General features: G+C 40.1%; 12 protein-coding genes. 5 read left to right on the top strand and 7 right to left on the bottom strand.

All coding sequences use genetic code 11. From position 1 onward, the window contains the following. Positions 1–19: 19 nt before the first annotated feature. The 5 genes from aroK to M1F17_RS00425 all read right to left on the bottom strand — a co-directional run bounded on the left by aroK (position 20) and on the right by M1F17_RS00425 (position 4,026). Positions 20–541: a shikimate kinase AroK gene (aroK, locus tag M1F17_RS00405; RefSeq protein WP_004263200.1), complete on the bottom strand. Its 522-nt coding sequence runs from the start codon at positions 539–541 to the stop codon at positions 20–22. A 507-nt stretch (positions 542–1,048) separates the two neighbouring features. After that, entirely contained in the window at positions 1,049–2,113 is a 1,065-nt protein-coding gene (locus M1F17_RS00410; RefSeq protein WP_413242980.1) for a transporter, read from the bottom strand. Then, entirely contained in the window at positions 2,106–2,654 is a 549-nt protein-coding gene (locus tag M1F17_RS00415) for a hypothetical protein (RefSeq protein ID WP_110592746.1), read from the bottom strand. The genes M1F17_RS00410 and M1F17_RS00415 overlap by 8 nt, the downstream gene beginning before the upstream one ends. Further along, complete coding sequence (locus M1F17_RS00420) at positions 2,647–3,192, bottom strand: PilN domain-containing protein (RefSeq protein WP_004263186.1); 546 nt, start codon at positions 3,190–3,192, stop codon at positions 2,647–2,649. The genes M1F17_RS00415 and M1F17_RS00420 overlap by 8 nt, the downstream gene beginning before the upstream one ends. A 3-nt stretch (positions 3,193–3,195) precedes the next feature. Beyond that, the gene (locus tag M1F17_RS00425; RefSeq protein ID WP_036958620.1) at positions 3,196–4,026 is read right to left on the bottom strand and encodes a hypothetical protein; all 831 of its coding nucleotides are present in this window, start codon (positions 4,024–4,026) and stop codon (positions 3,196–3,198) included. A gap of 116 nt (positions 4,027–4,142) precedes the next feature. On the opposite strand from M1F17_RS00425, the gene mrcA reads away from it, so the two are divergent. Next, complete coding sequence (gene mrcA / locus M1F17_RS00430; RefSeq protein WP_318837166.1) at positions 4,143–6,659, top strand: peptidoglycan glycosyltransferase/peptidoglycan DD-transpeptidase MrcA; 2,517 nt, start codon at positions 4,143–4,145, stop codon at positions 6,657–6,659. A 156-nt stretch (positions 6,660–6,815) separates the two neighbouring features. On the opposite strand, the gene nudE is transcribed toward mrcA, so the two are convergent. Next, positions 6,816–7,367: an ADP compounds hydrolase NudE gene (gene nudE / locus M1F17_RS00435; RefSeq protein ID WP_094962884.1), complete on the bottom strand. Its 552-nt coding sequence runs from the start codon at positions 7,365–7,367 to the stop codon at positions 6,816–6,818. 325 nt (positions 7,368–7,692) lie between these two features. Between nudE and M1F17_RS00440 the strand changes: the two genes are divergently transcribed. The 4 genes from M1F17_RS00440 to pckA all read left to right on the top strand — a co-directional run bounded on the left by M1F17_RS00440 (position 7,693) and on the right by pckA (position 12,997). Then, positions 7,693–9,786 (top strand): IgaA/UmoB family intracellular growth attenuator, encoded by a 2,094-nt coding sequence (locus tag M1F17_RS00440; protein ID WP_004263171.1) that lies wholly within the window; start codon positions 7,693–7,695, stop codon positions 9,784–9,786. A 65-nt stretch (positions 9,787–9,851) separates the two neighbouring features. Next, positions 9,852–10,262, top strand: coding sequence for a ribosome-associated heat shock protein Hsp15 (gene hslR / locus M1F17_RS00445; protein WP_004263168.1), 411 nt, complete (start codon positions 9,852–9,854; stop codon positions 10,260–10,262). A gap of 39 nt (positions 10,263–10,301) precedes the next feature. Further along, positions 10,302–11,174 carry an Hsp33 family molecular chaperone HslO gene (gene hslO, locus M1F17_RS00450; RefSeq protein ID WP_004263166.1) on the top strand — a complete coding sequence of 291 codons (873 nt, stop codon included), beginning with the start codon at positions 10,302–10,304 and terminating at the stop codon, positions 11,172–11,174. A gap of 203 nt (positions 11,175–11,377) precedes the next feature. After that, entirely contained in the window at positions 11,378–12,997 is a 1,620-nt protein-coding gene (gene pckA / locus M1F17_RS00455) for a phosphoenolpyruvate carboxykinase (ATP) (protein ID WP_004263163.1), read from the top strand. 67 nt (positions 12,998–13,064) lie between these two features. On the opposite strand, the gene M1F17_RS00460 is transcribed toward pckA, so the two are convergent. After that, on the bottom strand, positions 13,065–13,763 hold the full coding sequence (locus tag M1F17_RS00460) for a pirin family protein (protein WP_144141084.1): 699 nt from the start codon (positions 13,761–13,763) through the stop codon (positions 13,065–13,067). Between the last annotated feature and the right edge of the window lie 69 nt (positions 13,764–13,832).

Raw genomic sequence — 13,832 nt, forward strand, 5'->3', positions numbered from 1 at the left:
AAAATAACACCATGAACAATTAGTTTTTTTCTAATAGTTCAATGATTTGGTTGGCAACAACTTTTGCACTTTGCTCATCAGTATGAATGGTAATATCAGCAATTTCTTCATACATAGGATTACGTTCGTCAGCCAGTTTCTCAAGAACCTCACGTGCGGGTTCGTCAACTTGTAGCAGTGGACGTTTTTTGTCACGTTGTGTACGAGATAATTGTTTCTCAATGGTGGTCTCAAGATAAACAACGACACCGCGAGCGGATAGGCGATTACGGGTCTCTTTGGACTTAACAGAGCCACCACCTGTTGCTAATACAATGCCTTGTTTCTCTGTAAGCTCATTGATGATTTTTTCTTCGCGATCGCGAAAGCCTTCTTCACCTTCAAGGTCGAATACCCAGCCTACATCTGCGCCAGTGCGTTTTTCTATCTCGTGATCAGAGTCGAAAAACTCCATATTAAGCTGTTGAGCCAACTGACGGCCAATAGTACTTTTGCCAGCACCCATTGGTCCAACCAGAAAGATATTGCGTTTCTCTGCCATGTTTTTTGGTATTACTACGATTATTCGTTAATGATTACCCGCCCCGCCAATCAGATTAGCGGCGGGACCTAAACTGAAACCTCATAAGTGATGATGTGAGATCAGATAAGAAAATTATCTCAATACATCAACCTGAATTGCAACTATATAAATATGGCACTAAGCAAGCAAAGTGCCATATTTAAAATTACAGGTTTCGATACTTGAGCCGTCTATGTTGTCTAATGCCTTGTTTATCATGCTTTTTAACAGTTTCTAGCTATTGGTATCAGCAAGTTATTTCTGTTAAGAATAGAGCAACATTAATTGTGGCTGTTTTATAAGCGACTGACAGCTTGTTCTTTAATCTACGGATAGTTAGAACACTCAATGGATAACCTTGTATGCTAAAACGACGCCAGCGTCAAATTTATCCGGTAGGTTTATGCCATAAAAAATATTTTTTTTTGTCATCTTTGACTTATTGTGTATTCAACTATTTGAAGTATATGCGTTATTTTTTCCATGTTAAATATTGATAAGTTTTGGTGTTATAAAAACAATAAGGACACGCTTATCTGTATGCTCTGCCGTATTTGTGAATAATGTACCTAGAAAAGGGATATGAGATAAAAAGGGTAAGCCCATCTCTGTTTTTTCTTGTTTTTGCTGAAAAATTCCCCCAAGGATAAGGGTTTCATTATTTTTGATGGTTACGGTTGTTGCGATTTCTTGTTTATTGATGGCTAAGTGATGATGTTGGCTGCTAGTGAGAGCAGTATCGGGTGAGTTATGACTAATTTTAAGGTTTAATTCAATTTTTTCATCACGCACAATCGAGGGGGTAACATCCATACCCAGAACGGCATCTTTAAATTGTACGTGTGTTTTCTTGTCATTACTGGTGACATAGGGGATCTCTGTACCTTGCTGAATACTTGCGGGTTGTTGATGCGAAGCAACTAAACGAGGACTCGCAATAATAGAAAGCAGATTTTCTTTTTCTAATGCTTTCAGTTTCATTTCAAGTAAACCATCACCAAGACTAAGAACATTGAAGGCAAATTGTCCTGATATTGAAGAGTAACGATTGTAGCGATATAAGTGATTAGCGTTTAGATTTCCACCTGCCATCATTCCCCATTCTAAGCCCAACTCCTGTAATGCAGTTCGGCTGCTACTAATGATATGTGCAGTGATCTGTACTTGTTTATTTGGCTTATCTTGATGTTTTATCCATTCATCAATCAGTGCTAATCGATCTGGATCCTCTTTAATAATGAGGCTGTTTGTCGTGATATCGTGATGGATAGAGGCATTTTTTGATAATAACGAAGTATCTGGATGTTCTAATAGATGACGAACCTCTTGGACATTGGTTGAGATTAATTTAAATATTTTTTGGGTTAATGATGTTTTACTTGGCGTTACCTGCGCTACTGCTGTTTCCGGGGTAGGCTGGTTTTCTGTTACTAAGGGAGGTATCAGTGGTGCAAAGGGATCTCTAACCTCTTCGGCAGAGATTAAAAATGAAGATAAAAAGAAGAGTCCCCCAGCAATCAGCATGAGGATGTTAGTTCGTGAGCTATTCATTGCGGTTTTCATCCTTGATAGCGAGAGTGTCGTTGAACAATGAAAATGAGATGGAGGTGATGATAATTCCTTGTTTTAAATATATTTTTATGTCATGAAAATGCCATCTCTGGGTTTGAGGAAGGGTAAGAAGCTGTTCTATAACGTGATAAATAGGAATGAAGTGACCTTGGAACTCCATAAAATAGGTATTGGTATCTGTTGGTTGCAATTGATTAAGTGTCACAGATGAATGTGAGAGCAAGGTATTTAACTGTGTCAGTAATTCAAGAGGCGCTTCTTTAATATCAACGGATTGCTTTAGTGATTGAGCTTGTTTTTCAAGTTGTTGTAACGAAGGTGAGTGATAGAGAGCTTTCTTTTCTCTTGTAATTGCTTCAATTAAATTCAGGTTCTCAATGGTTAATTCCATGATCTGATTTTGATTTTTTTTCCAGTATAAAAAATACCCCGCAGTGATACAAAGCACAATTAAGAACCAAACAGGTAGGGTTTGTTGCCAAAATGGGCGATACCAAAAAGAATGTATGGACTCATTCATCGAGCACTCCTTGATATTTGGCTGTGAGGTGTAAACGGTTTAATTGATTCACTCGGCTGATTTTTTTCAATTGAATATCACTCAAACCTGGGTGATTTTTAAGCTGTAAGCCAAGCGAATTGATATCTTGAAAATCATAACTGTTAGCTTTGATCTCTATTTTGTTATTCATTAACTGTAGATTTGTTAGCCAACTTTTGGGTGGAGTTAGAGTTGGAAGGTTTTGTAGTAACTTAAGTAAAAATTGGTTATTTACTATGATGCTATCTATCTTTCTTTTTTTGCTCATTAAGCTATTAATCTGTGTTTGTTGAGTCGCGATTTGCAATACTAATTGTTGTATCTGTTCATATTGTAGTTGGTTATTGTGCTTTCTATTTTTTAGGTCTTTCATTTCAATTTGTTGAAAAATAAATAAAAAAACACACGCTATAATCACTGAGCAGCAAACCACAGAACAAAAGAGTAAAAACTCTCGTATCTTCTTTTTTATTTGCTGTTGGCGCCAAGGGAGAAAGTTAACTTGGTATATTTCCATCAATTAAATATCTCCATGACGTAAAGCAAGACCGGCAGCAATCACAAAATCCCCCAGTAACTGTGGTAATTTAATATTATGCTGTTGAAAAGCTTGGCGTAATTCCCAGTGGTGAGCTACCTCATCAGTACGAGAAATCTGTTCATGATCTGTAATGAGGTAAATAGGTGAGGCTTTTTCTTGATCAATAAAGGGCAGCAAGTGGGAAAGTGTCGGTATATCGGTATCTTGTAAATGGTTATAATTAGCTGGTTGGCTAATTGGCCCTGACCAAAGCCATTCACCTTGTCGATAATGAATAACCCAGCATTCATCGGGTAAACCCGCGTTTCTTGCCACATAACGTAAAGCTATGGGGGCGACATCAATAGCAAGCAGATTGAACCCGCTTTCTGTAAATAGATTTTGCCAAAAAGTAATATCTGACTGGCGGGCCCCATTAAAATAAACCTGTTGTTTGATGACGCGATAGTCGATAACCAGCTCTTGGGCGTGCATAGAAAAACGTTTTTCAGCTTGAGATTGTAAATACCACCCTAATTCTGGTTGTGGCAATTTGATTTCACTGGGTAATGAAATTTGTTGTTTTATTGTACGGACAGCGGGTAATGCGAAGGATACGGAACACTTTTTAGGTAATTTCTGACGCCATTGTAATAAAATATTCAGTAAAATTTGATATTGTTCATGGCTAGAATTATCAGTTAGCTCGAATGGTAATTGTTGTTGCCAACATTCACATAAATGCCAGTATTGTCTGCGCCGCTTTGCAGCGACTAGCTGTATTCTATCTCGATAGAGGTCGATCCCAATGTTCCATTTTGATGTATACATAGTTAATTTCCTTATCATTAACAAATAAATTACGATTTCTATTGTGCTGTATAAGCTTTATACTGTGTGTTAGTGATATCTAAACCCTCTTGTTAGCCGAGCATGGGAATTTTCCGGTGAAGTTCGTAAAATATTTTTTTATTCTTGTTTTCTGTTGCATTTTTTTGGGAACCGCCTCGATTTATGGCATGTATAAATATGTGGAAGGTGAGTTACCTGATGTAGCAACAATGAAAGACATTCGTCTGCAAATTCCAATGCAGGTATACAGTGCGGATAACGAATTGATTGCCCAATATGGGGAAAAGCGTCGTATTCCTTTACCTCTGGCAGAAATTCCTCCTTTAATGATCAAAGCGTTTATCGCCACTGAAGATAGCCGTTTTTATGAGCACCATGGGATTGACCCTATTGGTATTTTCCGTGCGGTTACCGTAATGGCGTCTTCTGGCCATGCATCTCAAGGGGCCAGTACAATCACTCAGCAGCTCGCGAGAAATTTTTATTTAAGCCCTGAAAAAACCCTCATGCGTAAAGCTAAAGAGGCATTTTTGGCTATTCGCATTGAGCAGCTTTTTACTAAAGATGAAATTATGGAGTTGTACCTGAATAAAATTTATTTAGGTAACCGTGCTTATGGCGTCGGAGCAGCTGCGTACGTTTATTTTGGTAAGACAGTGGATGAGTTGACGCTTAGTGAAATTGCGATGATTGCAGGTTTACCAAAAGCACCTTCTACATTTAACCCTCTGTACTCTTATGACCGTGCGGTAAGTCGTCGTAATGTGGTTCTTTCTCGCATGTTTGAGGAGAAATACATTACTCAAGACCAGTATGAACAAGCAAAAAATGAAAAAATAGTTGCTTCGTATCATGCGCCGAAAATTGATTTTTCTGCGCCGTATTTAGCCGAAATGGCGCGTCAAACCTTGTTTGATAAATATGGTGAAGATGCGTATACCGATGGGTATAAAGTCTACACTACGGTGATCCGTAAAGATCAGGAAGCTGCAACAACCGCAGTCCGTAATAATTTGATCGACTACGATACTCGCCATGGTTATCGCGGTCCTGCCGAGGTTTTATGGAAACAGAATGAAACGGCTTGGACAGCAGAGCAGATTATCGAAAAATTGAAAAAAATGCCGGTTTATGGGCCTTTAATGCCTGCAGTTGTGACATCTGCAACAGCTTCAGAAGCGCAAGTGATGTTAGCTGATGGTTCGCAAATTCCTATTACAATGACCGGTGTGCGTTGGGCGCGTAAATTTATTTCAGATACTCAACAAGGTGCCGCGCCAAGAGCTGTAAATGCAGTCATGCAAGTGGGTGAACAAATTTGGGTTCGAAAAGTTAAAGATAACTGGTGGTTAGGGCAAGTACCTGATGCGAATGCGGCATTTGTTGCTTTAAATCCAAATGACGGGGCGATTATTGCGCTAGTTGGTGGGTTTGACTTCAATATGAGTGAGTTTAACCGAGTCACCCAATCATTACGCCAAGTTGGTTCGAATATTAAACCTTTCCTATATACAGCGGCAATGGATAAAGGCCTGACATTATCATCATTACTTAATGATGTACCAATTAGCCGTTGGGATGCAGGTGCAGGTTCTGATTGGCGTCCTAAGAATTCACCTCCTCGCTATGATGGGCCTATTCGTTTACGTCAAGGTTTAGGCCAATCAAAAAACGTTGTGATGGTTCGTGCGATGAGAGCCATGGGGGTGGATTATGCGGCTGATTATCTGACTCGCTTTGGTTTTCCAGCGGAAAATATTAACCGCACTGAGGCGTTAGCGCTAGGTGCGCCATCATTCACACCAATGCAAATGGTTCGTGGATATGCTGTCATGTCCAATGGTGGGTATTTGATTGACCCATACTACATTTCGAAGATCGAAAATCATAATGATGAGGTTATTTTCGAAGCCAACCCTAAAATAGCATGCCCTGATTGCACGAATATTCCGGTAATTTATGGTGATACGGAACGCACTATTGTGAGCAAAGGTATTGATGATGAGTCTACCGAAGAAGTGACACAATCAGGCGATAATACCGTCATAAAAGAGCCAACAATGGAATTAACGACGGCAGCTAACTTAGACGGGAACTCTGGTGACCAATATGCACCTCATGTAATTAATACCCCACTTGCATTCTTAATTAGGGATGCGATGATGACCAATATTTATGGCGAGCCTGGTTGGTCAGGTACAGGTTGGCGTGCAGCGAGAGACTTAGGTGGTCGCCGTGATATTGGTGGGAAAACAGGGACAACTAACAGCTCTAAGGATGCTTGGTTCTCTGGCTATGGCCCAGATGTTGTTGCTTCTGCATGGATTGGTTTCGATGATAATAGGCGAACATTAGGTCGTGGTGAAGCCGGGGCTAAAAGTGCACAACCCATGTGGAACGACTTTATGAAGTCTATTTTGGCAGGGGTACCAGTGAAAACAATGAAACCGCCTAAAGGTGTTATTTCGGTCTCCATTGATAGCAGAACAGGTAAATTAGGTTCCTCCCGTCGTGAGTATTTTATTGAAGGAACTGAACCGAAAGAACATGCGGTACAAGAGGTAGGTACGACAATTTCTACGGAAGGCGGGGCCAGCCAAGAGCTATTTTAAAATTATTGTTGGTTAAATACCTATAATTAGCACCCCATTGTTGGTTTAAAACATGGGGTGTTTTCTATAGAGACGTTTAATATATCAGTAGGTTATATACCTATATTAATGATTAGTTATAGAAATAACATACAGCAGATGTAATGTTAAGTGTTATTACCTAACACTTTTTAGGTAACGTTCTAGATAGAAAAGTGCGCTAATATTCCGAGCTTCGTTGAAATCAGGGTGTTCCAGTAATTCCATCATTCGAGATATTGGCCATAGCTCTTGTTGTAGAGGTTCAGGCTCATCTCCTTTGAGTTTTTCCCTGTATAAGTCTTGAGCGATAAGAATATTCATTTTACTTGAAAAGTATGATGGCGACATCGTCAGTTTGGCGAGCTGAACCATGTGATTAGCGCCATAGCCAATTTCTTCTTTGAGTTCACGCTGGGCTGCTTCAATGGCAATTTCACCGGGGTCGATAGCACCTTTGGGAAAGCCTAATTCATAGCTTTCAATCCCGACAGCGTATTCGCGAATGAGGATGAGGTTATCACCCATGATAGGAACAATAAGAACCGCTTCGCGTTTTGCGGGCCGCATTCTTTCATAGACTCGTTTTTCACCATTACTAAATTCGAGGTCAACTGATTGAATGCTGAATAATTTTGATTGAGCAACATCTTGAATATTCAAGATTTTAGGTTTTTTTAACTCTGTCATAACGATTTCCGAACAGGATGAGTGAAATCTATTGCTAAAAGCATATTTCATTGATTTACGAGACGCGTTTTACCTAGCACTGCCCGTATTTCGAAATCATCATACAACTATGACCTATATCAAAATAAAATGATAGATATTATCGAGTAGATAAAATGCTGTTAGTATAATTGACTCAAACAAATAATACGGGTAAACAAATAAAACATTTTTTACAACGTGTTGTAATTTAAAATAAAAACTACAAATAGAATAGGAATCGGCTTATTTTTAGGAAGTGTGAGGGCTGATATGCTTTTCTTATTCATTTTTCATTGGGGAAACAATGCTGAACCATGTCATTATAACGGCTATAATTGTTATTAGCCTGACTATAATGGCTTCCTTCCTATATTTTAGGCGGGGGCGGCATTCTGGCGTCTATCAAATACCTTCTGTAGCGTCACCATCATTTAGGAAAATGATTGATTCAGATTACCAAACCATCTCCCAGTATTTAAATTATTGCGCTGCTATATCAACAAATACATCTCAGCATCCATGGCAAATCAAAAAAAACTCAATCATAGCGACAGTTTGCCATTCATTGACACGTTTTAACTTACGCCAAGAGCAAGGAAATAGTTGGCGCTATTTTATTGATACAATTGAGGTTCAGCTCCCTTCACAGCTTGAGCCTTTTTTGCAACGCCAAAATGTTATGGAAATAGTGGAAACAGACCACTTGCCGTTAATTATTTCAATGAATAGCCATTCTCTGAAAGATTTCAGTAGTGAATGGCAAACGGGTATGCCTATCGATTCAACATGGCCTGATGCGGCAATTCAAGAACGTGGCCAGCATAGTATTGAGCGATTGAAAGTTCGTAAAGAGACGAATGAAGAACATCGGTTACACCATTCTACAGGTTGGCTTGGTGCTGCGATTATCTGCCTGAGTTTTTTATTTGGTTATTTAACCCTTGTTTCGATTCCTTTATTACAGGAATCAGGATTAGTGATCACAACGATTACGTTTATTATTGGGTTACTTATTCTCTTTCGCTCTAGGATGTTCCCCCGACAATATCAAGATATTCAATGTATTCATGGCCAACCAAAGCGCTGGGAACTCTATGGCGAACTGGATAAAAAATATTCCACCAATACGTCTATTGCTGGTATTGACTTGCACTACCCTAATCATTGGACGAATTATTTAAAATACGAAGAAAACCAAGCTGTTAATATTGATTTTTATACGACGGGTGAGGTGGTCAGGCACGGTAAGTATCTTTCTTTGCATGAAGAAGAGCGCTATTACCCGTACAAACGGTTCAAAAAGAATGTATTGATGTTAGTTGGGGCTTTATTAACGATGGCCCTGATATTTGCATATCAACCGATAGATTTGCCAATAAAACTGGGTTTTGCGTGGCTAGGTGGAACAGAGAAAATCAAGGCTGAGAGTCCTAATGAGCTCGCTTCCCGTCAGCTCAAAGTTGGGGATACATTAGTTGCCCAAGGAAAAGGGATGTGTTACCGCTCACCGAATTTGAATAAAGAAAACCAAGCTCAATTTGTGCCGTTTGATTGCTCTGGTATTTATTGGAATGATGTTAGTTTACAGACTGAACCTCAATCAGAGGTTGTTGAACACTCAATATCATTGCTTGATACCGTCAAAAGCCAATTGCATCCAGATAAAAACTCGACAGGAGTTAACCCAAGATTACAGCGGGATATTATGAAATCAGGGATGAATATTATCTTTGATTTTTCGGCTATCATCATGGGGACAGAACAACTGTGCCATAATTCTGATAACTGCCTAAAATTAAAAAATGCACTGACTAACCTAGGGAGTACAGATGATTGGCCTTCTTTAGTAAAGAAAGCGTCTACGGGAAAACTAAAAGGGGCTCATGTTTTATTGCGTGCTGGTAGCGCTGAGGCCTTGGAAAACATCGTGGAAGACACCATATATGATTTTATCAGGACAGAAATAGATAGAGAAGTGCGCAAAATTAATAGTCCGCCTCCTGGTGGTGTTTTATTAATTAGTGATGAAAACAAGCCTTTAGTTGATTCGATACAGGGAGCTTCTTTTAATGAGCTATCGCCATTACAGCGTTGGCAAGAGTTGCAAAGGTTATCAAATCTTCTGATCAATACACCGTTCAATATTGAAGGTGTCATTACGGATTTATCAGTAGATGCCAATGGGACATTGCAAATTGTGTTGCATGAAGAACCCAATGAAAAAGTGGTATCTCAGTATATATGTAGTGCGCTTTTTATCCTATTTTTGTTGGTGTGTGCGTTGTTAAATGGTTCGTTGATTGTGCTACGTGTTTTGAATAATAAGAAGCGTTTGCGTAATATCACAGAATATTATGATAAATGCTTTGAGGCTAATCCCCCTTCCTATCGTCGATAGCATCATCCCGGAAGTAGAGGGAGCCTCTTCTTTAGTTTGATTCAGACTTATGTTGAGGAGGCCCCATGAATCAATCCATTATAGAACCTGTTCGCCTTGATAAGTGGCTGTGGGCTGCGCGATTTTATAAAACGCGTGCGGTCGCCCGTGAAATGATTGAAGGCGGTAAAGTCCATTACAATGGGCAAAGAACTAAGCCAGGGAAAATTGTTGAGCTGCATGGAATCGTTAAGCTTCGGCAAGGTAATGATGAACGAACGGTTGAAATCATGCAAATCAGTAGCCAGCGCAAAGGTGCACCGGAAGCTCAGTTGCTGTACTGTGAAACGATAGAAAGTATTAATCAACGCGAGAAAATGGCACAAGCGCGTAAGATGAATGCACTGACGATGCCACATCCAGAGCGACGCCCGGATAAGAAAGAACGGCGTACCCTGTTAAAGTTTAAACAAACAAATTCTCATGAGTCGTCTTAATGACGGCCTGAGCAACAGCCCGAGCAATAGAGAGATATTATGGCAAACCAAGACTTACTCCACCGTTTTTTATTTGAACAACATTCTGTTCGTGGAGAAATGATCAGTGTTGATGAAACCTTTGAACATATTTTAGAAAACCATGACTACCCAACAGCGGTAAAAGGGTTGTTGGGTGAGTTACTTGTTGCTACCAGTTTATTGACGGCAACGTTGAAGTTCGATGGTGATATTACTGTGCAAATTCAAGGTGATGGGCCTGTTAATTTGGCGGTTATCAACGGTAATAATTTACAACAGATGCGTGGTGTTGCACGTGTAGATGGCCCAGTTGTGGCGGGTAGCACTCTCAAGCAAATGATTGGTAACGGTTTTATGGTTATTACCATCACACCGAACCAAGGTGAACGTTATCAAGGGATTGTGGCGATCGAAGGGGATTCTATCGAAGAAAGCATTGATGCCTATTTCCGCCAATCAGAGCAATTACCAACCCGTTTATTTATCCGTGTGGGTGAAGTAGATGGGAAACCAAGTGCAGGTGGTATGTTATTGCAAGTTTTGCCAGCAGCAAATGAAACAAGCCATGACTTTTTTGACCACTTAGTGCAACTGACTGCCACGATTAAAGGCCAAGAGCTGAGCACATTGGATGTGAAAGAGGTTTTACATCGTCTTTATCATGAAGAAGATGTCACTTTATATGACCCTCAATCTGTCGAGTTTCGTTGTACTTGTTCAAGGGAGCGTTGCGAAAGTACGTTAGCCACCTTACCTAAGGAAGATGTTATCGATATTTTGCACAAAGATGGGAAAATTGATATGGAATGTGAATTTTGTGGCTCACATTATGTATTTATTGAATCCGATCTTCAGGGGTTAAATAATGAGCTAAATCAGCAACTTCACTGATACGATTTAGCAACCTAATTATGTGACAAGGGTGCAATTCTGCACCTTTTTCTTATAATTTTAAAGCATTATTACGTGCTCTAAGTCTCATTATGAATTAAAAAAAATCATACATTTTCAATTCTTTGATAGCAATCGCTGTTAATTAGTCGTAAAGAATTATGATCATCCGCAGATTAGTTATGTTTACCAGGAGCAATATAATGAGCGCTAAAAGCATTACCCTGAAGGAACTTGAAAAGTACGGTATTCATGATGTAACTGAAGTGGTTTATAACCCAAGTTACGAGCTATTATTCACGGAAGAAACTAAGCCTGGACTTGAAGGTTATGAGCGTGGAACAGTAACCACTTTAGGAGCTGTTGCGGTTGATACAGGTATCTTTACTGGTCGTTCACCAAAAGATAAATATATTGTACGTGATGACGTGACTCGCGATACAGTTTGGTGGGCAGACCAAGGTAAAGGTAAAAATGACAACAAACCTATGTCACAAGAAGTTTGGGCGGATCTCAAACATTTAGTGACTGAACAACTGTCAGGTAAACGTTTGTTTATCATTGATGCATTTTGTGGTGCGAACGCTGACACTCGTCTAAAAGTACGTTTTATCACCGAAGTTGCATGGCAGGCGCATTTCGTTAAAAACATGTTCATTCGCCCATCTGATGAAGAATTAGTGGGTTTCGAACCTGATTTCATCGTCATGAATGGCGCAAAATGTACTAACCCGAATTGGAAAGCACAAGGTTTGAATTCAGAAAACTTTGTTGCGTTCAACTTAACCGAACGCATGCAACTGATCGGTGGCTCTTGGTATGGCGGCGAAATGAAGAAAGGTATGTTCTCTATGATGAACTACCTGCTGCCATTAAAAGGCATTGCATCTATGCACTGTTCTGCTAACGTCGGCGAAAAAGGTGATGTAGCCATTTTCTTTGGTTTATCTGGAACAGGTAAAACCACACTCTCTACCGATCCAAAACGTAAGTTAATTGGTGACGATGAACACGGTTGGGATGATGACGGCGTATTCAACTTTGAAGGTGGTTGCTACGCAAAAACTATCAACTTATCTAAAGAAGCTGAGCCAGACATCTATGGCGCAATCAAACGTGATGCGTTATTGGAAAACGTGATGGTGTTGGCAGATGGTTCAGTTGATTTCAATGATGGTTCAAAAACAGAAAACACCCGTGTTTCTTACCCAATCTACCACATTGAAAATATTGTAAAACCTGTTTCTAAAGCGGGCCATGCAACAAAAGTTATCTTCTTAACCGCAGATGCATTTGGTGTGTTACCTCCTGTTTCTCGTTTAACGCCTGAGCAAACGCAGTACCACTTCCTATCAGGTTTTACCGCGAAATTAGCAGGTACAGAGCGTGGTGTCACGGAACCAACTCCAACCTTCTCCGCTTGCTTTGGTGCGGCATTCTTATCACTGCATCCAACACAATACGCTGAAGTATTAGTTAAACGTATGGAAGCAGCGGGCGCGAAAGCTTACTTAGTGAATACAGGCTGGAACGGTACAGGTAAACGTATTTCCATCAAAGATACACGTGCCATCATTGACGCTATTTTAAGTGGTGACATCGAAAAAGCAGACATGATTAAACTGCCAGTGTTCGATTTAGAAATCCCAACAGCATTACCGGGTGTGGATACCAATATCCTTGACCCACGTAATACTTATGCAGACAAAGCACAGTGGGATGAAAAAGCGCAAGACTTAGCGGAACGTTTCGTGAACAACTTTGATAAGTACACGGACACCCCAGCAGGCGCTGCACTGGTGAAAGCAGGGCCAAAACTGTAATTGGTTTTGTGAATCAATAAATAATAAAGGCTCTACCAAAGTAGAGCCTTTATTGTTGTGAAAATGATTATTCTGCGGATGGTAAATCAAACAATAGAATTTCGCTATCTTCACTCGCTTTGATGGAGAGTTCAGTTTCCTGCCAAATGGCTAAACCATCGCTGGTGGTTGCTTTTTGGCCATTCACTTCAACACTCCCTTTAACGACCTGAATCCACACGACACGTTTATCAGCGATCGCATGGGTGTGTGTTTCATTAGCAGGTAATGCCCAGCGCCACAGTTCCATATCTTGATAAATTTTTAATGAGCCATCACGTGCATCCGGTGATAGCACCAATTGCTTGCCGTCTTTGGAGTCGAATCGTTTTTGCTCATAACGTGGCTCAATGCCTGTTCTTTCAGGAATGATCCAAATTTGGTACAGATGTAGCTCTTCTTCATTACTTGGGTTGTACTCAGAGTGACGAATACCCGTACCCGCACTCATTATTTGAAATTCACCCGCAGGGATTTGCTCCATATTGCCCATGCTGTCTTTATGTTCCACAGTACCATTGAGCACGTAGGTTAATATTTCCATATCTTTATGGGGATGTGTTCCAAACCCTTGGCCAGCAGCAATAAAGTCTTCGTTAATCACTCTCAGCGCAGAAAAGCCCATAAATTGCTCATCATAGTAGCTAGAGAATGAAAAAGTATGCCAACTGTCGAGCCACCCATGATTTGCATGACCACGTTCGTTCGCTTTGCGTAAATAGATCATCGTGTTCTCTCCTGTACGGGTTTCAACCTTGGTTGAACTCGCTCTAAATGTATTGATGACAGTTTAACC

Source organism: Providencia sp. PROV073 (assembly GCF_033688125.1).
GTDB lineage: Bacteria > Pseudomonadota > Gammaproteobacteria > Enterobacterales > Enterobacteriaceae > Providencia > Providencia hangzhouensis.

Coding starts and splice junctions, on each gene's coding strand:
- aroK (WP_004263200.1), bottom strand. CDS start 541: ATGGCAGAGAAACGCAATATCTTTCTGGTTGGACCAATGGGTGCTGGC.
- M1F17_RS00410 (WP_413242980.1), bottom strand. CDS start 2,113: ATGAATAGCTCACGAACTAACATCCTCATGCTGATTGCTGGGGGACTC.
- M1F17_RS00415 (WP_110592746.1), bottom strand. CDS start 2,654: ATGAATGAGTCCATACATTCTTTTTGGTATCGCCCATTTTGGCAACAA.
- M1F17_RS00420 (WP_004263186.1), bottom strand. CDS start 3,192: ATGGAAATATACCAAGTTAACTTTCTCCCTTGGCGCCAACAGCAAATA.
- M1F17_RS00425 (WP_036958620.1), bottom strand. CDS start 4,026: ATGTATACATCAAAATGGAACATTGGGATCGACCTCTATCGAGATAGA.
- nudE (WP_094962884.1), bottom strand. CDS start 7,367: ATGACAGAGTTAAAAAAACCTAAAATCTTGAATATTCAAGATGTTGCT.
- M1F17_RS00440 (WP_004263171.1), top strand. CDS start 7,693: ATGCTGAACCATGTCATTATAACGGCTATAATTGTTATTAGCCTGACT.
- hslR (WP_004263168.1), top strand. CDS start 9,852: ATGAATCAATCCATTATAGAACCTGTTCGCCTTGATAAGTGGCTGTGG.
- hslO (WP_004263166.1), top strand. CDS start 10,302: ATGGCAAACCAAGACTTACTCCACCGTTTTTTATTTGAACAACATTCT.
- pckA (WP_004263163.1), top strand. CDS start 11,378: ATGAGCGCTAAAAGCATTACCCTGAAGGAACTTGAAAAGTACGGTATT.
- M1F17_RS00460 (WP_144141084.1), bottom strand. CDS start 13,763: ATGATCTATTTACGCAAAGCGAACGAACGTGGTCATGCAAATCATGGG.